The organism is Fervidicola ferrireducens (assembly GCF_001562425.1).
GTDB lineage: Bacteria > Bacillota > Thermosediminibacteria > Thermosediminibacterales > Thermosediminibacteraceae > Fervidicola > Fervidicola ferrireducens.
This window is the reverse complement of the sequence record NZ_LOED01000003.1, coordinates 113,992-132,649: the sequence shown is the minus strand read 5'-3', so window position 1 is coordinate 132,649 and position 18,658 is coordinate 113,992. Positions and strand designations below refer to the sequence as shown.

Sequence of the window (18,658 nt, the reverse complement as noted above, 5' to 3'; positions counted from 1 at the left end):
GAAGATAGACATAGCACAATACCTACTCAGCATTCCCGGCATAGGGATAGTAACCGTAGCTGGATTTCTAGCGGAAGTAGGTGACCTAGCCAACTACACCCACTATAAGCAGATACAAAAGCTAGCAGGGCTCAACATAGCAGAAAACCAATCTGGGAAACACAAGGGGAAGGCTAAAATATCAAAGAGGGGCCGTCCGGAGCTGAGGAATCTCCTTTACAAAGCAAGCCTTGTGTTAGTAGCCAAAAACAAGGAATTCAAGGCACTCTACAACTACTTCTTAAAAAGGCCTCAAAATCCATTAAAATCCAAGCAGGCATTAATAGCAATTTCAATGAAGCTAATAAGGGTAATGTTCACCCTTGCCAAAAAGAGGGAAAATTACGATTCAGAGAAAGTTCTTGGAGAACATCGCATGAAGCAAATAAACCAGCTAGCGGCATAAAAGTGAGATAGCCAACAAGGCGGGGAAGCAATATTCCCCCCATAAGGGCAAGACCCTGCATGAAAGTAAAAAGCTCCCCGCCTAGCCCTCAAAGGCAGGACGAAGGAATGTAATAAGGGCGTAGGACCCCGGGAGACATGATAGGGTAGTCGAGGGCATGAGTGAAGGATTTGATAGGCAACTTTTAGTAAGTTGCCGCAGGTGGTCTTGTTTTGTCTAAAAAATCTATGGTTAAGCAGCAAAAGCAGCCTAAATTCAGAGAAAAACTAAGATTTTAAGAGTTTTATTTGGCTAATCAAAAAATATTGAGATAGGGGGGAGATTTTTTGAAAATACTTCTGGTATGTTCGGGGGGGATGAGCACCAGCATCGTGGTAAAAGCTGTAGAGAAAAAAGCCGCAGAGCTAAAGGAAGATATTTACGTAGAAGCAGTGTCTACCACTCAATTTGAAGACAGGGTAAAGGATTTCGATGTGGTGCTAATTGCGCCACAAGTAAAGCACAGGAAGCAATATTTCGATGAAATTGCTTCAAAGTACGAAGTTCCTACAGGACTTATCGAACCTCAAGCTTACGGTCCCTTCGGTGGAGAAAAAATTATCCAGCAGGCTAAAAAATTACTGAAGGGGGTATGAAAAAGTGGAGGCAATTTTAAAATGGGTAGAAGAAAGGCTCATGCCTCCTATGGCGAACCTAGCCGAACAGAGGCATTTGAGAGCCGTCAGAGATGGCATAGTGGCCACTTTACCCCTCATAATAGTGGGTAGCTTCTTCCTTATAATTGCCTCGCCTCCCATACCGGCGCTGGCTGCTAAAGTTCAACCCTATGCGGCTCAGATATTAATACCTTTTAGGTTGAGCGTGGGACTGATGGCCCTTTATGCCGCACACGGAATAGGATACAGCTTGGCTAAGTCATATAATTTAGATCCCGTCGCAGGTGGGCTTCTAGCCTTAGCTTCCTTTATAATGATTACCTTGCCGCAAAATATAGACAAAATTGGCTTCGTATTGCCCATGGGTGGCTTAGGTGGGGCCGGCCTTTTTGCAGCCATAATCATGGCATTCTTTGCAGTTGAGGTCTTGAGGTTTTTAACTGTCAGGAAAATAACTATAAAAATGCCCGAAGGGGTTCCCGAATCTGTAGCGAGGTCTTTTGAAGCACTAATACCCGCAGCCGTAATTATGGTCATTATATATATAATAAGGGTCATTTTGAACATCAATATTCAAGAACTTATAATGAATCTGTTCAAGCCGCTGGTTACCGCTGGTGATTCGCTTATAGGAGTACTTGTTCCTGTTATATTGATAACACTACTTTGGTCTGCTGGTATCCATGGGGTTTCTGTGGTCGGAAGCATTGCAAGACCCATCTGGATGGCACTCTTGGATGAAAACACGCGAGCGGCAGCAGCGGGTAGCAAAATCCTACCCCACATTGCGCCGGAACCTTTCTTCCAGTGGTTTATCTGGATAGGGGGATCGGGTGCAACGCTGAGTCTGGTTCTGCTGATGCTCACTTCTAAGTCTAGATACCTCAAAAATCTCGGGAAGGCTTCGCTTTTACCAAGTATATGCAACATTAACGAACCGGTAGTTTTCGGAACACCGATAGTGCTAAACCCAGTGCTTGCGATCCCGTTTATTCTAGGCCCTGTGATTACTGCTGTATTATCCTACCTAGCTATGGCGGCTAACCTGGTTGGCAGGCCATATATCCTCGCACCGTGGACATTGCCTGCTCCTATAGGCGCTTATCTTGCGACCGGAGGCGATTGGCGTGCGGTAGTGCTTGTTTTAATAAATATTGCCGTAACAACTATTGTATATTTCCCCTTCTTTAAATCATACGAAAGAAAGTTATTAGAAGAAGAGTCGAACAAATAATAAAGAGCCGGGCTTTGCCCGGCTCTACAAGATAGAGGCAAAAAAGATGGAGGAATTTGTATGGTGGACGAAAATTCTATATTTGAAATAATAGCTTATGGCGGAAACGCCCGGGCTAAAGCTTATGAAGCCATAGAGCGGGCTAAAAATGGCGATTTTGATATGGCCGAAAAACACCTGAAGGAAGCCGATGATGAAATGCACAAGGCTCATGACGTTCAGACAAGAATTATACAGGAGGAAGCCCAGGGTATAAAGCAAGAATTATCGGTGCTTCTAGTGCACGCCCAGGACCATTTGATGACCGCTATGGCAGAGAGAACCCTAATTGAAAATTTAATAGATCTTTATCGCCGGGTGCAAGAACTCGAAGCTGAACTTAAAGCCATTAAGAGGTGTTGCGGAGATGAAAAAACTGATCGTTAATGCCGACGATTTGGGTTTAACTCCAGGAATAAATAAAGCCATTTTGAAAGGTATCACCGAAGGGATAATTACTGATACGACAGTTATGGTAAATATGCCGGCAGCTTCGGAGGCGCTAGATATAGCACGGAAGTTTTTCCCCGACCGTATAGGAATTCATCTGAATCTTACCTGCGGTTTGCCGGTCTTGGACCCGGCAGATATTCCGAGTCTGGTAGACGAATCGGGGCGATTTTACCGGCGAAGGGGGATCCTGATGGAAAAGGCTTCCCCGGAAGAAATTGAAAAAGAATTGCGAGCGCAGGTGGAAAAATTTTTGAACTCAGGTCTAGAACCCAGTCACCTGGATTGTCACCATCACCTGCACCTTCATCCTGTGGTAGCGAAAATCGTTGCTAAATTGGCCGTTGAGCTTGATGTACCGGTCCGGGCGTTGGATATTCAAACAAAAACTTATTTTAAAAGCTGCGGTGTTAAAACTCCTGACCACTTTTCCATGGATTTTTATGGGGAGAAAGCTACCTTTGAAAATTTGATGTCCATCCTGGAAGCTTATGAGGATGGTACCATGGAAATCATGACCCATCCTGGTTATTGCGACTCAAAATTGTCGGAAGTGAGCACATATACATATTTTCGGGAAAATGAACTGCAGATATTGACAAGTCCCATCGTTCGTGATGCCCTGAAAAAAAAGAATATTGAGCTTTTTAGTTTTAGAGAGTTGAAAGTCGAGAAGGGAATTTTATGAGCTACATTGTAGGTGTTGATGCGGGTGGAAGCAAAATAGAGGTATTGGCCCTTGATCTTGAAAAAAATACTGCGACTTCTTTCATTCTTGAAAGGCCAGGCAATGTTTTAGTTGCAGGCAAGACCAAGGCGCTGGAAAGCATAATAGAAACGGTGAAAAGGGTATCTGAGCAGCAAGAAAAGACGAGTTCGGAATGCCTCGGGATATACGTGGGTGTGGCAGGGGCTGGAAGCGAAAAGGTAAGGCAAAAAATTAGTCAAGCTTTAAAAAGCCTCGGATTGGCGAAAAAAATTTTTGTTGAGGCCGATTTTAAGATAGCTCTCGCAGGGGCAGCGGGAGAACCGCGCGGCCTGGTGGTAATATCAGGGACCGGAAGTATAGCCTACGGTGTGAATGAAAAAGGGAAAGAGGTTGTAGTTGGTGGTTGGGGCCATCTAGTGGGTGATGAAGGGAGCGGATACTATATTGGCCAAAGAGCCATAAAGGAGGCGATTAAATATTACGAAGGGTGCGGAGGTTCGAAAGGCATTTATGAAGAAGTTTTATCTTATTTTGGCTTAGAAGATTTAACAAAAATAAAGCCGATACTCTACTCGGAGAATTTTTCGAAAGACTTAATTGCAGGTCTGGCTATAAGGGTGGGCCGGCTTGGCGATGAGGGAGAAAAGACCGCGTTGAAAATCCTTAAAGAAGCAGGTAAGTCTTTGGCGGAGATTGCGAACTGCGCCATAAAAAGGCTCGGGGATACGTGTGTCTTTGTATCCGGGAGTGTTCTTTTAAAAGAAAAACTGGTATACGACTCTTTCGCTCTTGAATTGGGGCGAGCCAATCCGGGTGTTAAAATAAACCGCCCAAAATATAAAGCGGTGGCGGGAGCTCTCATTCTCCTTGGCAGGGAATTGGATATGAAACTGGATTTAAGTCATATACAAGCGGTAAGACCGAGGTTGGAGTGATGATATATGGAGAAATTATATGCTTTATATAAAAAGAAAAGGAAAAAAGTAATTGGGCTTATGTCGGGGACTTCAGCTGACGGTATTGATGCAGCTCTTGTGGAGATTGAAGGTTACGGGCCGGGTAGTCAAGTCGAGCTCCTTGCTTTTTACAATTTCCCCTATGACGAGTCTGTAAGGCGCGAAATATTCAAGCTCTTTGACTTAAGGCACTCAACGGCAGACCTTATATGCAGAATGAATTTCAAGCTGGGAGAGTATTTCGGCAAAGCTGCGCTCCGGTTGTGCGAACTTAGCGGTATAGATATAAGAGATGTTGACCTGATAGGCTCTCACGGACAGACCATCTACCATATTCCGGGGGAAGCTACCCTGCAGATAGGAGAACCCAGCGTCATTGCAGAACTTACGGGAAGGACCGTGGTAGCAGATTTTAGAGTTCGGGATATTGCAGCGGGAGGCCATGGAGCGCCGCTGGTGCCGTATGTAGAATACCTGCTTTATAAGTCTACCAAGGTAAATAGGGCCTTGTTGAATATTGGTGGGATTGCCAATATTACGTTGATCCCGAAGGAATGCATGATAGATGATGTTACGGCTTTTGATACAGGTCCAGGTAATATGATGATCGACGAAATAGTGCGGTGGGGGACCAGAGGTAGGATGAGGTTTGATGAAGGTGGGGCAATCGCATCAAAAGGTAAAGTAGATGAGAGGCTAATTGAAATTCTGAAAACTCATCCGTATCTAAAACTGCAGCCCCCAAAAACTGCGGGTAGGGAGTTTTTCGGTAAAAGTTTTACGGAAAATATAATAGAAAAAGCAATAGAGTTGAAGATTGGTTTTGAGGATTTGGTTACAACTGTCACTTATTTTACCGCTTATTCAATAGGCCGGGCAGTGAAAGATTTTGTATTGCCTAAATGCAAAATCGATGAAATTTTGGTAAGCGGAGGAGGGGCTTACAATAACACCCTGGTCCGCATGATTAAGGACGAAATGAAAGGAATTGAAGTCAGAACTTTAGAGGAAATAGGGCAAAATTCAGATGCCAAAGAAGCAATAGCTTTTGCTGTGCTGGCCAACGAGACTATAGGAGGGGTTTGCAACAACGTCCCCGGTGCCACTGGAGCCAAAAAAAGAGTCATCCTAGGTAAAATTATTGTTTAACTTGAATCAATAAGTGAAGTTTAAAAAGGAGATGATTCGATGGAGTTAACAGAGTTGATAACAGAACAGAGAAATCCTTACACGGAAGATATCGACCTTTTAGATACCGTGAGCATGTTGAAAAAAATGAACGATGAGGATAAAAAAGTGGCCTTTGCTGTGGAAAAAGAAATCCCCAGAATAGCTAAAGCTGTTGATGAAATAGCTGAAAGAATAAGAAACGGTGGGAGACTTTTTTATATAGGCGCCGGTACCAGCGGGAGGATAGGAATTTTGGATGCTTCCGAATGCCCACCAACTTTCGGTGTAAATTCTGAACTAGTTCAGGGAGTTATCGCGGGTGGCGACATGGCGATAAAAAGCTCCGTTGAGGGAGCTGAAGACGATGATTTTATGGGGAAAAAAGACCTTCAGAACAGGAACCTTTCGAGCAAAGATTCAGTTGTTGGCCTTACTGCGAGCGGCAGGACTCCCTACGTCGTGGGAGGGCTAAAATACGCACGAGAGATAGGAGCCTTGACGATAGGAATATGCTGTAACCCCGAAAGCCTTATAAAGGATTATGTCGATATACTTATTGCACCAGTGGTAGGGCCGGAAGTGATCTTGGGTTCTACCAGGCTAAAAGCCGGTACAGCCCAAAAAATGGTACTGAATATGATTTCCACTGGGGTAATGATTAAACTAGGCAAGGTTTACAGCAATCTAATGGTAGATTTACAGCCAACCAACGAAAAACTAAAAAATAGGGCAAGGCAGATTATTAAAATTGCAACGGGTGCTAGCGACGATATGATAGAAGGGGTCCTTAAAGAAACAGATTTTAACGTTAAAGTTGCAATTTTAATGATACTTTCTGGAAAGGACAAAAACGAGGCCGAGCGGGCCCTCAAATTTTCCGGAGGAAATATAAGGAAAGCCCTAATGGCCATATACCCTGAAAGGAGATGAATTAAGTGGAAAAAAAATTAAAGATTGCCGTCATCGGCGGCGGGTCCAGTTACACGCCCGAGCTAATTGAAGGATTTATCAAAAAAGCCACGGAGGTTCCCGTAAGCGAAATTTATCTTGTCGACGTAGAACAGGGGAAGGAAAAACTTGAAATAGTGGGAAACCTCGCCCGGCGCATGGTCGAGAAAGCAGGTTTGGATATTAAAATAAACCTCACCCTTGAAAGAAAAGAAGCCATAGACGGCGCTGATTTCGTGATAACCCAGTTTAGAGTTGGCGGGATAGACGCCCGCATCAGGGATGAAAAAATCCCTCTAAAATACAATGTCATCGGCCAGGAGACCACCGGCCCCGGTGGTTTTGCAAAAGCCTTAAGGACCATTCCGGTCATACTTGAAATCTGCAAAGACATAGAAGAACTTTCTCCAAATGCATGGCTTATAAACTTTACCAACCCTTCGGGCATCATTACGGAGACAGCGTTAAAACACTCAAAAGTTAAGGCACTTGGACTTTGCAACGTGCCCGTCAATATGATAAGCCACGTGGCTAAAGCCTGCGGCGTGGAAATGGAAAGAATCTATATTCAATTTGCGGGTCTAAACCACCTGGTGTGGGGATTGCGGGTGTATCTAGACGGTGAAGATATAACGGAAAAATTGATGGAGCAGCTTACTTCCGAAGAGAACATGACTATGAAGAACATCCCGGCTTTGGAATGGGATAAGGATTTGATTAAATCCCTCGGCATGCTTCCGTGTCCCTATCACCGGTATTATTACATGATGGACAAAATGTTAGAGGAAGAGAAAAGGCAATCTGCGAGCGAGGGCACTCGAGGTGAGGTCGTCAAAAAAGTCGAACAGGAACTTTTTGAACTTTACAAGAATCCGGAACTTGCCGAAAAACCACCGCAGCTTGAAAGAAGGGGAGGGGCTCTCTATTCCTACGCTGCGTGTAACCTGATAAGCTCCATAGTAAACAACAAGAAGGATATCCAGGTAGTAAACGTAAAAAACAACGGCACAATACTGGATCTACCCGAAAATGTTGTAATCGAAACGAATTGCGTGATAGACAAAGATGGCGCCCATCCGTTGAGTATAGGGCGGGTGCCGGCTAGAATAAGGGGGCTGATGCAGGTGGTAAAGGCCTATGAAGAGCTAACCATCGAGGCGGGGGTCAACGGAGATTATAATGCAGCCCTTCAAGCCTTAACTATTCATCCTCTGGTACCGTCCACAGGGATTGCAAAAAAGATATTGGATAATATTCTTGCCGAAAATAGAGATTACTTGCCGCAATTTTTTAAATAAAAACGGGGTAGTATAAAATTTAAATTGGGTAGGAAAAGAAGTTAACAAAAATTTTAGCGGAAAGCAAGGACTTTTATGAACTTAAAAAAGTGATAAGTGAGCTATCTCAAAAGGTGAGAAGTCTCAGGAGGTGAGATAAAGCACTTAGTAGCCTATGAAGGGAAGAGAGAAATTGAGGCAGGGAGAAAAGAATTTTAACCATACATCATATAGGCAGCTCTTCGGTGCCGGGTATGATGAAGACAAAGCACATCATCAGAATGATATTTTTATGATTGCTTTTATGCGTAAAGTGTGATAATATTAAAGTACCTATGGTATCTGTAGTTATAATGCAATAAAGGTTTAAAACCGGCGTGTTACCGGAAAGCGGGCATGAGCCGGGAAGGGATTGTTTTTCCTTCCCGGCTCTTTTATTTTCAATGTGGGTTACGGAGGAGGTGGGAGGGCAAAATAAAATTTTTGGTGCTTCGACAAATTTTAAAGCAAGGAGGTTCTGTGAATGAAAGGCGTTTTGGGCAGCCTGCAAAAATTGGGCAAGGCTTTGATGATGCCGATAGCGGTTATGCCCGCCGCGGCGCTCTTGTTGAGGCTTGGAGCCGAGGATGTGCTCAACATTCCGGTGATTATGGCGGGAGGTGCCGCAATTTTCGACAATCTCCCGCTGATATTCGCCCTCGGCGTTTCCATGGGTCTTGCCGGCGGTGCGGGAGCGGCGGCTCTTGCCGGCGGTGTGGGATACTATGTCCTCATAAACGTCCTTAAAGCTATCAATGAAGAGATAAATATGGGTGTATTGGGAGGAATAATAACTGGTATAGTAGCGGCACAGCTTTACAATAGATACAAGGACATAAAACTGCCCGATTTCCTCGGATTTTTCGGAGGACGGCGCTTCGTCCCCATCGTGACTTCAGCAACCATGCTTGTTCTAGGCGTAATTTTTGGATTCGTATGGCCTCCGATACAGAAAGTCATTTACGCAGCAGGCGAGTGGATAATCGGCGCCGGCGTGCTTGGGGTATTCGTATTTGGAGTCTTAAATAGGCTTTTGATACCCTTCGGCCTTCACCACGTTATAAACAGCCTTGTTTGGTTCGTCTTCGGCGAGTACACCGATGCGACGGGCAAGGTGGTGACGGGTGACCTGCACAGATTTTTCGCCGGGGACCCGACCGCGGGTATTTTCATGACGGGATTTTTCCCGATTTTCCTCTTCGGGCTTCCGGCGGCATGCCTTGCAATGCTGCATGAAGCTAAGGACTCGCAGAAAAAGGCCGTGAGCGGTGTGCTTTTGAGTGCGGCACTGACTTCGTTCCTCACCGGAATTACCGAGCCAATAGAATTTTCCTTCATGTTTCTGGCCCCCGTATTGTACGTGGTGCACGCGCTTCTTACTGGAATTTCACTTGCGCTGACTTATGCCCTGGGAATAAGGCATGGGTTTGGTTTTTCCGCGGGATTTATAGACTACGTTTTGAACTATGGCCTGGCTACAAAGCCGCTTTTGTTGATACCTATAGGCATAGTTTATGGCGCGGTCTATTATGCCATTTTCAGGTATATCATAAGGAAATACGATTTGCCGACGCCGGGCAGGATAGAAGGCGAGGCCACCGAGACGAAAACTACGGCAAAGGTAAGCGAAAGGGCTGAGAGAATCCTGGAAGGCCTTGGCGGCAGGGCCAACATAAAATCCCTCGATGCCTGCATAACCCGCTTGAGGCTAACAGTTGAAGATGAGAAGGCGGTAGATGAAGAGCTTTTGAAAAAAGCAGGAGCGACTGGAGTGATGAGGCTTGGCGGTGGAAACCTGCAGGTTGTTGTAGGAACCGAAGCGGAATTGATAGCGGAAGAGATAAAGAAAATGCTATAATCTAGCTAGTAAAAAGAGCGCGGCGAGCTAAACTCGCCGCGCGAAATTTAAAAATAAGGGGGACAAAAGGGTGCTTTTTAGCATTTTTGGCAGAAATAAACTGGGCGACCCTGTGGTAAAAATCGTGGCACCGATGAGTGGAAGGGTGGTGGACCTTGCGGAAGTTCCTGATAAAGTATTTTCGGCAAAAATGGTGGGTGACGGGGTAGCTATAGAGCCTTCCGAAGGATTGGTGGTTTCCCCATTCGATGGCTTAGTAAAGCAGGTTTTCCCGACGGGTCATGCTCTTGTGATGGAATCAAAAGAAGGGCTTTCTCTGCTCATCCACATAGGAATAGAGACGGTCAACCTCAAAGGTGAAGGCTTTAAGGTTCTCGTCTCAGAAGGTCAAGCTGTAAAGGTGGGGACTCCTCTTGTAGAGTTTGAGATGGAACTGATAAAAGATAAGGGCTTTCCACTGGTAAGTCCTTTTGTTATCCCGGAAATGGACTTGGTGGATAAGATAAAATCAAGCGGCCTAAAGGAAGTCAAAAAAGGCCAGGACGTGCTAATTGAGGTTTTTCTAAAAAGAAAGGATGAGCATAAATGAAGAGGATTTTTGAATTGGGCTTTAACGATTTCATGACTATGAAAAAAGCTGAAATTATAGATTGCATAAAAGCGTCCGAAGGAAGAACGGTGATGGCCGAGACCGTTATTGCTGTACCGCCGCTTGTCTACGGCGTCAGCAATCCGGAACTTGCGGCCTCCTTTGGGGCGGACCTCATTACCTTGAACATGCTGGACCTTAAGGCGCCTTTCGTGTACGGGATAGACGATGAGGGAATCGACCTTACGCTTGGAGTGGAAAGTTTAAATCAATTGATGAAAAGGCTGGATGGGAAAAGAGATATCTCGGGATATGCCCGAAAGATTAAGGAGATTGTGGGAAGGTTTATTGGCGTGAATTTAGAACCGGTGCCGGAAGGCAAGGATTATCCCGGCGGCAGAGTATTGAGCGAAGAAAACCTCGAAAGGGTAGTCGAAATGGGATTCGACTACGTGGTGATAACCGGAAATCCGAAAACCGGCGTGTCGAAAGAAGGTATTCTGAAGGGTATTGAGAAAGCCCGGAAGATATTGGGCGAAGACGTCTTAATAATGGCGGGCAAGATGCACGCTGCCGGCAATGAAAACATTTACGAACCGGAGACTTTGGGAGATTTTGCCCGGGCCGGAGCCGACGCGGTTCTTGTTCCCGCACCGGGGACGGTGGTGGGTGTCGACCTTGAGCTGACAAAGCAAATGATAGAAAAAATACACAAAGCCGGAGCTCTTGCTATGACTACCATAGGCACCTCCCAGGAAGGGGCAACGGCTGGAGTTATAGAAAAGATTGCCCTGCTTTCAAAAATGGCAGGGGCCGATATCCAGCATATAGGTGATGCTGGATATTCTGGGATAGCATTTCCGGAAAATATTATGGCCCTTTCCATAGCTATAAGGGGTAAGAGGCATACTTTCAGGAGAATGGCGTATTCGATGAAGAAGTAGCTTTTTTGCTTTATAAATCCGCCCCAAAATGATATAATAGTCAAAAAGAAGAAGCGGCAAGATGGTTTGCCGCTTAAAATTTATTTTATGAGGTGGTCTTGATGGCTGATGGAAATGGACTGAAAAAGAAATTGAGATACGATTATCTGGAAAAAAGATTAAGCCTCTCGGAAAAGGAAGTGATGGAAAAGAGTGAGAAAATAATGTCCCACCTTTTTGAACTTGAAGACTTCAAAAAAGCAGGTCTTGTGATGTTTTACGTGGATTGCAGGAATGAAGTCATGACAAAGAAGGCCATTGAAAAGGCTCTGGCGATGGGAAAGAGGGTAGCCGTGCCCAAGACCGTAAAAGGGGAGGGGCTTTTGGCCATAGAGATAAAAAGTACTGACGAACTTGCCTGCGGTACTTTCGGAATCTTAGAGCCGGTCAACAATAGTATAGTAAATCCCTTTGAGATAGATCTGGTGCTCGTGCCGGGGATTGCCTTTGACAGAAGGGGCTACCGGCTGGGATACGGAGCGGGTTACTACGACATGTTTTTACCCAGGCTCCGGAAAGGGGTCAAAAAAATAGGTCTTGCCTTCGAAATGCAGCTTGCCGACTGCATACCGGCAGAAGCCCACGATGTCAGGATGGATGCCGTTTTGACAGAAAAAGGATTGTACGTTTTTTCTTAATAGCGAACTATTTTTTAATAGAGGATAGAAAAAATCCACACAAAAAGAACGGATTTTAAAAAGGGAGGAATCCGGGTGCTAAAGGACAGAGAAAGCGTAATAATCTTGGATTTCGGTGGCCAGTACAGCCAGCTCATAGCCCGCAGGGTGAGGGAAGCCCACATATATTCCGAGATACTGCCCTACGATACTCCGTTAGAAAGGATACTGGATAAAAAACCAAAAGCCATAATCCTTTCCGGCGGCCCGGCCAGCGTATACTCAAAAGACGCACCGCGCTGCGACAAAAGGCTTTTTGAAACGGGCATTCCGGTTCTCGGAATCTGTTACGGGATGCAGCTTATGTGCCACCTGCTGGGAGGCAAGGTGGAAGCGGCGAAAGCCGGGGAATACGGCAGGACCGAACTTTTGGTGGACGAGGAAGGCGGATTATTCGATGGCCTCGGCAAAAAGCTTACCGTATGGATGAGCCACGGGGATTCGATACTTGAACTACCCGAGGGGTTCCGGACTTTAGCCCGCACAAAAAACACACCCCACGCTGCCGTGAGCAACGGTAAAAACTTATTCGGCGTGCAGTTTCACCCCGAGGTGGCTCATACCCCCGACGGCAAGAAAATCCTTTCGAATTTCCTTTATAAAATAGCTGGCTGCAGCGGTTCCTGGACTGCAGAGGCTTTCGTGGAGGAACAGGTAAGGCTCATAAGGGAAAGGGTGGGAAACAAAAGGGCCCTCTGCGCGCTCAGCGGCGGGGTCGATTCTTCGGTCGCGGCGGTAATTGCCCACAGGGCTATCGGCGATAATCTTACCTGCATTTTCGTAGACCACGGCCTTCTAAGAAAGGGCGAAAAGGAGCAGGTGGAAAGGACCTTCAGGGAAAAGTTTCACATGAACCTCAAAGTCGTGGATGCCTCGGAGAGGTTTTTAAAAAGGCTGGAAGGCGTTACGGACCCCGAAACGAAGAGGAAAATTATAGGAGAGGAGTTCATAAGAGTTTTTGAAGATGAAGCAAAAAAGCTAGGCAGGATTGACTTCCTCGTGCAGGGGACGCTGTACCCTGACGTAATCGAAAGCGGCACGAAGACCGCCGCGGTAATAAAAAGCCACCACAACGTAGGGGGACTCCCCGAGGACCTTAAGTTCGAGCTCATCGAACCCCTGAGAGACCTTTTCAAAGACGAGGTAAGGGAAGTGGGCTTGAAGCTCGGCCTTCCCGAGGAAATAGTCTTTCGCCATCCCTTCCCCGGTCCCGGCCTTGCAGTAAGAATATTGGGTGAAGTTACCCGCGAAAAGCTCAACATCCTGCGGGAAGCCGATGCCATAGTGACGGAAGAGATAAAAAAGGCGGGAATTTACGGCGAGCTTTGGCAGGCTTTTGCGGTGCTAACCAACGTAAAAAGCGTCGGCGTTATGGGGGATGCGAGGACGTACGCCTACACGGTGGCTGTACGGGCGGTAAAAAGCGATGACGGCATGACCGCCGACTGGGCAAGGCTCCCTTACGACCTGCTGGACATTATTTCTACCAGGATCGTGAACGAGGTCGCGGGGGTAAACCGGGTCGTCTACGATATTACATCAAAGCCGCCTGCCACCATCGAATGGGAGTAACAATTAACCCAACCTTAACAATCGATTAATTGCAATTTAACACAGGGGGTGTATAATTCATAATGTAGAACATAATAAAGTAATAAGGAGAGGGAATATGGTATCAAAGCTTAAGGGAATCTTCCTTATTAGTTTGGCGGCGGTTTTGGTGCTGACGGCCTGCGGAGGCGGTGCTTCAAACCAGAACCAGGGCGGTCAGGCAAAGTTTACCGGTTCTATTAAGATCGATGGTTCCAGCACAGTCTATCCCATCACCGAAGCTGCTGCCGAAGAGTTTATGAAGCTTTATCCTGATGTGGATATCACCGTAGGAGTTTCCGGTACGGGTGGCGGATTCAAAAGATTTACCGCGGGCGAGATTGACATAGCTAACGCTTCCCGCCCCATTAAGGATTCGGAAGAAATGAAGGCAAAGGAAAATGGCATTGAATACGTCGAATTTCCGGTAGCTTACGATGGCATAACCGTGGTTGTCAACAAGGATAACGACTGGGTTGACAGCCTTACCGTGGAAGAACTAAGGAAAATTTGGTCGCCGGATAGCAAGGTCACTAAGTGGAGCGATATAAGGCCCGGCTGGCCGGACGAAAAGATTAACCTTTACGGCCCCGGCACCGATTCGGGAACCTTCGAATATTTCACCGAAGCTATCGTGGGTGAGGCTAAAAAAAGCAGATCCGATTATACCGCCAGCGAGGATGATAACGTATTGGTTCAGGGTATAATTAATGACAAATTCGCCTTAGGTTATTTTGGATTTGCTTACTACCTGGAAAATTCGGACAAGCTGAAGGCAGTGGCGATTGATAATGGCAGCGGGCCAGTGGAGCCTACAATAGAAACCATAAAAGACGGCACCTATAAACCCCTTTCAAGGCCGCTCTTCATCTATGTGAACAAAAAATCCCTAGAAAGGCCCGAAATAAAGGAATTCGTCAAATTTTACATGGAAAACGCACCTGAACTCGTAAAGGATATCGGTTACGTTCCCATGGCCGAAAGCGTGTATCAGGAGAATCTGAACAAAATAAAGTAACTACCTCTCTGGAAAAATCTGACGGCCGGGAATATGGGAAAGCCCTATTGGCCGTCAGATTTTGTGCCATTGTTATTTTAAGATTCAGTTAAGATTCTATTAATTCAGTGTAAAAATTGGAGGAATTATAAAATGGCCAAATCGGGCAAAGATTTTCGCCGGGAAAGGTGCATCCAAATCCTTTTGGCTCTGGCCGCATCTTTATCGGTGCTCGTGACGGCCGGTATAATAGTTTCGCTTTTCGAGGAGACGGCGGGATTTTTCAAAGAAGTATCCTTTAAGGAGTTTTTTACGGGGACCCGGTGGTCACCGCTTTTTAGCCCACCGCATTACGGAATAGCTCCTCTTGTTGCAGGAACGATGCTAGTTACCATAATTGCTATGGCCGTTTCGGTGCCACTCGGCCTTGCAAGTGCCATATACCTTAGCGAATACGCTCCGGACGGATTAAGGCGCCTGGTAAAGCCGGTGCTAGAAATCCTGGCCGGTATACCCACCATCGTATACGGCTACTTTGCCCTCACTTTCGTGACGCCGGCAATACGGGCGGTAATTCCCCACACCAACGTATTTAACGCTCTGAGTGCGGGCATCGTCATGGGCATAATGCTTATTCCCATGATTTCATCCTTAAGCGAGGATGCCATGATGGCAGTCCCCCAATCCCTTAGGGAAGCCGCTTACGCCCTTGGGGCCACAAGGCTCGAGGTTGCGTATAAGGTGGTAATTCCTGCGGCGATTTCCGGCATAGTGGCATCCTTCATCCTCGCCTTTTCGAGAGCGGTGGGAGAGACCATGATAGTGGCCCTCGCGGCGGGTAGTACTCCCAAGCTTACCTTAAATCCTTTGGAAAGCATTCAAACCATGACGGGCTATATCGTGCAGGTAATGCTGGGTGATGCGCCTTTTGGCTCCATAGAATATAAGAGCGTCTATGCGGTGGCCAGCGTGCTGTTTTTCATTACGCTGTCGCTAAACCTGGTGGGAAATAGGATCGTTCGCCGCTACAAGGAGGTATACTGATGTCCCCCCAGGAAGAATCTTTTTTCCCCAACCTAGAAGGCAGGAAGCGGCTGGACCTTATCTTTAAGTGGATTTTTTTTAGCGCCAACCTTGTGGGACTTTTGGTGCTTTTGGTGCTTGCCGTGAAAATCGTTCTGGATAGTTGGGGTTGGCTCGACGTGCAGTTTATAACCTCATTTCCCTCCAGGTTTCCGGAAAAAGCGGGTATACTGCCGGCAATTTACGGCACCGTTTACCTTATGATAATAACCGCCCTTTTTGCGATACCTACCGGCATTGCAGCGGCAATTTTCTTGGAAGAGTACGCAAAAAAAAGCAAATTTTTATCCCTAATCCAGATTAACATTTACAACCTAGCTGGGATACCTTCAATAGTGTACGGCATCCTGGGACTTACGGTTTTCGTAAGATGGCTGAATTTAGGGCGAAGCCTTTTGGCTGGGGGACTTACCATGGGACTTTTGGTGCTCCCGGTGGTTATTGTCACCGCACAGGAGGCCATCAGGGCCGTTCCGGAGTCGCTTCGCCATGCTGCCTACGCGTTGGGTGCCACTAAGTGGCAGACGGTGCGCTATGTTGTACTTCCATCGGCGCTGCCCGGGATGCTGACCGGAATAATCCTTGCCCTTTCCAGGGCGATAGGTGAGACGGCACCGCTTATTCCGATCGGTGCGCTGACCTTCATAAGGACAATACCCAAAAGCCCCCTCGACTCATTTACGGTGCTCCCGATTCAGATTTACAACTGGACCTCAAGGCCCCAGGATGATTTTAGGGCCATAGCGGCGGCGGGAATAGTGGTGCTTTTGGCGGTGCTCATTTGTATGAATTCGGCGGCAATATTTCTTAGGAATAAATATCAGGGAAGGACAAAGGAACTATGAGCATGGAAAGCGTTATATCCATAAGGGACCTTCGGGTAAGCTATAAGGATCATGAGGTTTTAAAGGGGATAAATCTCGATATATATAAGAACAAGATTACCGCGATCATAGGTCCTTCGGGTTGCGGAAAGAGCACCCTTTTGAGGTGCCTAAATAGGATGATAGATCTGGTGGAAGGGGCTAGGATAAGCGGCAAGGTGCTCTTTAAAGGGGAGGATATATATTCTCCGAAGGTGGATCCGGTACGGGTGCGCTTCAAGATAGGCATGGTTTTCCAAAAGCCGAACCCTTTCCCGAAAAGCATATTCGAAAACGTGGCTTTCGGACCGCGGATAAACGGTTACAAAGGAGACCTTTCAGCCCTGGTGGAAAGATCGCTAAGGTGGGCGGGACTCTGGGATGAGGTAAAGGACCGCCTGGGTGAAAATGCCTATGCGCTTTCCGGAGGGCAACAGCAGCGGCTTTGCATAGCGAGGGCACTGGCACTCGAGCCCGAGGTGCTGCTTTTGGATGAGCCCTGTTCGGCCCTAGATCCAGTTTCTACCATGCGGGTGGAGGAAACGATAACCCATTTAAAAGAAAGGCTCACCATTGTTATAGTAACCCATAACATCCAGCAGGCGGCAAGGGTTGCCGATTATACCGCCTTTTTGCTCCAGGGCGAGCTTGTTGAATTCGGGGAAACGAGCCGCATGTTCACGGTGCCTAAGGATAAGAGGACGGAGGATTTTATCACCGGCCGGTTCGGATAAACGGCCGGTATTTTTTTGTGCAAAAATTATTGTTAAGACAAGACTGAATGTGCTATAATAATTAAGTGTATAGCGGGTAATGTGATACACTATTATTCTAATATTAGGGGGTCATATAGCGAGATGCCGAAAATAACGCTAACGGTAATTAAGGCCGATATCGGCGGTTACGTGGGGCACTGCAGCGTGCACCCCGAATTGATCGAAGAAGCCAAAAAAGTTATGGAGGAAAAAGGTAAGGGCCTTTTGGAAGACTACGTCGTCACTAATGTAGGCGATGACATTAACCTGATAATGACGCACAGGAAAGGTGTCGACAGCCCCGATATCCACAAGCTGGCATGGGATACTTTTCTTTCCTGCACTCAAGTCGCAAAAAGGTTAAAGCTTTACGGAGCGGGGCAGGACCTTCTGTCGGATTCCTTTTCGGGCAACATAAAGGGAATGGGACCGGGCGTTGCGGAAATGGAGTTCGAAGAGCGCCCCAGCGAGCCGGTGATAGTTTTCATGGCGGACAAAACCGAGCCCGGTGCGTGGAACCTGCCGCTTTACAGGATGTTCGCCGACCCTTTCAACACCATAGGGCTTGTTATAGACCCGAAGATGCACGATGGATTTAAATTTGAGGTTTTAGATACTATCGAGAATAAAAAAGTAGTCTTCTCCTGCCCCGAGGAGATTTACGACATGCTGGTGTTTTTGGGAGCTTCCAACCGGTTTGCCGTAAAGGCGGTCTACAACAAGAAGGGTGAGCCTGCCGCCGTATCTTCCACCCAGAGGATGAACCTGATGGCCGGAAGGTATGTGGGTAAGGACGACCCGGTGCTCATAGTCCGTTGCCAGAACGGTTTCCCCGCGGTGGGTGAGGCGCTGGAGCCCTTTGCCAACCCCCACCTGGTGGCCGGATGGATGAGAGGTTCCCACTTCGGTCCGCTGATGCCGGTGTCCTGCAAGGATGCTACCCCTAGCAGGTTCGACGGTCCGCCGAGAGTTGTAGCTTTGGGATTCCAGCTGGCAGAAGGAAAGCTGGTGGGACCGCAGGATATGTTCGCGGATGTGGCATTCGATAAGGCAAGGCAGAAAGCTTTGAAGATAGCCGATTACTTAAGGCAGCTCGGGCCTTTCGAACCGCACCGCCTGCCGCTTGATGAGATGGAATACACGACCATGCCCCAGGTTATGGAAAAATTAAAGGAAAGGTTTGAGTAAGAAAACCCCTCCTCTAGGGAGGGGTTTTGTCATATATTGATGCGAAAAAAAATATGTGCGAATTAGCATAATAAGAAGGAATTTAGCAATAAATATAAAAAATATAAAATATATAAAACCAAACAAATATTGAAAAGTAAGCCTGCAAAATT

General features: G+C 46.7%; 19 protein-coding genes. All 19 read left to right on the top strand.

Annotation, left to right across the window (positions count from 1 at the left end):
• A partial coding sequence (locus tag AN618_RS02510; protein WP_157081602.1) for a transposase occupies positions 1 to 445 on the top strand: 445 nt, incomplete at its 5' end.
• A gap of 326 nt (positions 446 to 771) precedes the next feature.
• Positions 772 to 1,080, top strand: coding sequence for a PTS sugar transporter subunit IIB (locus tag AN618_RS02505; protein WP_066351643.1), 309 nt, complete (start codon positions 772 to 774; stop codon positions 1,078 to 1,080).
• A 4-nt stretch (positions 1,081 to 1,084) separates the two neighbouring features.
• Positions 1,085 to 2,335, top strand: a complete 1,251-nt coding sequence (locus tag AN618_RS02500) for a PTS sugar transporter subunit IIC (protein ID WP_083515000.1) — start codon at positions 1,085 to 1,087, stop codon at positions 2,333 to 2,335.
• Between the two features lie 60 nt (positions 2,336 to 2,395).
• A complete protein-coding gene (locus AN618_RS02495) occupies positions 2,396 to 2,761 on the top strand; it encodes a PTS lactose/cellobiose transporter subunit IIA (RefSeq protein WP_066351641.1) in 366 nt (121 codons plus the stop codon).
• The gene (chbG, locus tag AN618_RS02490; RefSeq protein WP_066351639.1) at positions 2,742 to 3,512 is read left to right on the top strand and encodes a chitin disaccharide deacetylase; all 771 of its coding nucleotides are present in this window, start codon (positions 2,742 to 2,744) and stop codon (positions 3,510 to 3,512) included. The genes AN618_RS02495 and chbG overlap by 20 nt, the downstream gene beginning before the upstream one ends.
• Positions 3,509 to 4,468 carry a BadF/BadG/BcrA/BcrD ATPase family protein gene (locus tag AN618_RS02485; protein WP_066351637.1) on the top strand — a complete coding sequence of 320 codons (960 nt, stop codon included), beginning with the start codon at positions 3,509 to 3,511 and terminating at the stop codon, positions 4,466 to 4,468. Before chbG ends, AN618_RS02485 begins: the two co-directional genes overlap by 4 nt.
• A 6-nt stretch (positions 4,469 to 4,474) precedes the next feature.
• The gene (locus tag AN618_RS02480) at positions 4,475 to 5,638 is read left to right on the top strand and encodes an anhydro-N-acetylmuramic acid kinase (protein WP_066351634.1); all 1,164 of its coding nucleotides are present in this window, start codon (positions 4,475 to 4,477) and stop codon (positions 5,636 to 5,638) included.
• Positions 5,639 to 5,677: 39 nt separating this feature from the next.
• Entirely contained in the window at positions 5,678 to 6,589 is a 912-nt protein-coding gene (gene murQ / locus AN618_RS02475) for an N-acetylmuramic acid 6-phosphate etherase (protein WP_066351632.1), read from the top strand.
• Positions 6,590 to 6,594: 5 nt separating this feature from the next.
• Positions 6,595 to 7,905 (top strand): 6-phospho-beta-glucosidase, encoded by a 1,311-nt coding sequence (locus tag AN618_RS02470; RefSeq protein ID WP_066351630.1) that lies wholly within the window; start codon positions 6,595 to 6,597, stop codon positions 7,903 to 7,905.
• Between the two features lie 502 nt (positions 7,906 to 8,407).
• Entirely contained in the window at positions 8,408 to 9,781 is a 1,374-nt protein-coding gene (gene nagE / locus AN618_RS02465; protein ID WP_066351628.1) for an N-acetylglucosamine-specific PTS transporter subunit IIBC, read from the top strand.
• Positions 9,782 to 9,914: 133 nt separating this feature from the next.
• Complete coding sequence (locus tag AN618_RS02460) at positions 9,915 to 10,370, top strand: PTS sugar transporter subunit IIA (protein ID WP_066351672.1); 456 nt, start codon at positions 9,915 to 9,917, stop codon at positions 10,368 to 10,370.
• Complete coding sequence (locus AN618_RS02455) at positions 10,367 to 11,314, top strand: DUF7916 family protein (RefSeq protein ID WP_066351626.1); 948 nt, start codon at positions 10,367 to 10,369, stop codon at positions 11,312 to 11,314. The genes AN618_RS02460 and AN618_RS02455 overlap by 4 nt, the downstream gene beginning before the upstream one ends.
• A gap of 101 nt (positions 11,315 to 11,415) precedes the next feature.
• The gene (locus tag AN618_RS02450) at positions 11,416 to 11,991 is read left to right on the top strand and encodes a 5-formyltetrahydrofolate cyclo-ligase (protein WP_066351624.1); all 576 of its coding nucleotides are present in this window, start codon (positions 11,416 to 11,418) and stop codon (positions 11,989 to 11,991) included.
• Positions 11,992 to 12,066: 75 nt separating this feature from the next.
• Complete coding sequence (guaA, locus tag AN618_RS02445; protein WP_066351622.1) at positions 12,067 to 13,602, top strand: glutamine-hydrolyzing GMP synthase; 1,536 nt, start codon at positions 12,067 to 12,069, stop codon at positions 13,600 to 13,602.
• 97 nt (positions 13,603 to 13,699) lie between these two features.
• On the top strand, positions 13,700 to 14,638 hold the full coding sequence (locus AN618_RS02440) for a PstS family phosphate ABC transporter substrate-binding protein (protein ID WP_066351620.1): 939 nt from the start codon (positions 13,700 to 13,702) through the stop codon (positions 14,636 to 14,638).
• Between the two features lie 132 nt (positions 14,639 to 14,770).
• The gene (gene pstC / locus AN618_RS02435; RefSeq protein WP_066351617.1) at positions 14,771 to 15,661 is read left to right on the top strand and encodes a phosphate ABC transporter permease subunit PstC; all 891 of its coding nucleotides are present in this window, start codon (positions 14,771 to 14,773) and stop codon (positions 15,659 to 15,661) included.
• The gene (gene pstA / locus AN618_RS02430) at positions 15,661 to 16,545 is read left to right on the top strand and encodes a phosphate ABC transporter permease PstA (RefSeq protein WP_066351615.1); all 885 of its coding nucleotides are present in this window, start codon (positions 15,661 to 15,663) and stop codon (positions 16,543 to 16,545) included. The genes pstC and pstA overlap by 1 nt, the downstream gene beginning before the upstream one ends.
• Positions 16,546 to 16,547: 2 nt before the next feature.
• Positions 16,548 to 17,297, top strand: a complete 750-nt coding sequence (gene pstB / locus AN618_RS02425) for a phosphate ABC transporter ATP-binding protein PstB (protein WP_066351670.1) — start codon at positions 16,548 to 16,550, stop codon at positions 17,295 to 17,297.
• 123 nt (positions 17,298 to 17,420) lie between these two features.
• Positions 17,421 to 18,506: a fructose-1,6-bisphosphate aldolase/phosphatase gene (gene fbp, locus AN618_RS02420; protein WP_066351609.1), complete on the top strand. Its 1,086-nt coding sequence runs from the start codon at positions 17,421 to 17,423 to the stop codon at positions 18,504 to 18,506.
• Positions 18,507 to 18,658: the final 152 nt, after the last annotated feature.

Bases quoted from the DNA above. Each gene is read 5' to 3' on its own strand.
- chbG (WP_066351639.1), top strand. From the start codon at position 2,742: ATGAAAAAACTGATCGTTAATGCCGACGATTTGGGTTTAACTCCAGGA.
- pstA (WP_066351615.1), top strand. From the start codon at position 15,661: ATGTCCCCCCAGGAAGAATCTTTTTTCCCCAACCTAGAAGGCAGGAAG.
- AN618_RS02485 (WP_066351637.1), top strand. From the start codon at position 3,509: ATGAGCTACATTGTAGGTGTTGATGCGGGTGGAAGCAAAATAGAGGTA.
- pstC (WP_066351617.1), top strand. From the start codon at position 14,771: ATGGCCAAATCGGGCAAAGATTTTCGCCGGGAAAGGTGCATCCAAATC.
- AN618_RS02455 (WP_066351626.1), top strand. From the start codon at position 10,367: ATGAAGAGGATTTTTGAATTGGGCTTTAACGATTTCATGACTATGAAA.
- murQ (WP_066351632.1), top strand. From the start codon at position 5,678: ATGGAGTTAACAGAGTTGATAACAGAACAGAGAAATCCTTACACGGAA.
- AN618_RS02440 (WP_066351620.1), top strand. From the start codon at position 13,700: ATGGTATCAAAGCTTAAGGGAATCTTCCTTATTAGTTTGGCGGCGGTT.
- nagE (WP_066351628.1), top strand. From the start codon at position 8,408: ATGAAAGGCGTTTTGGGCAGCCTGCAAAAATTGGGCAAGGCTTTGATG.
- AN618_RS02480 (WP_066351634.1), top strand. From the start codon at position 4,475: ATGGAGAAATTATATGCTTTATATAAAAAGAAAAGGAAAAAAGTAATT.
- pstB (WP_066351670.1), top strand. From the start codon at position 16,548: ATGGAAAGCGTTATATCCATAAGGGACCTTCGGGTAAGCTATAAGGAT.
- fbp (WP_066351609.1), top strand. From the start codon at position 17,421: ATGCCGAAAATAACGCTAACGGTAATTAAGGCCGATATCGGCGGTTAC.
- AN618_RS02450 (WP_066351624.1), top strand. From the start codon at position 11,416: ATGGCTGATGGAAATGGACTGAAAAAGAAATTGAGATACGATTATCTG.
- AN618_RS02460 (WP_066351672.1), top strand. From the start codon at position 9,915: ATGAGTGGAAGGGTGGTGGACCTTGCGGAAGTTCCTGATAAAGTATTT.
- AN618_RS02495 (WP_066351641.1), top strand. From the start codon at position 2,396: ATGGTGGACGAAAATTCTATATTTGAAATAATAGCTTATGGCGGAAAC.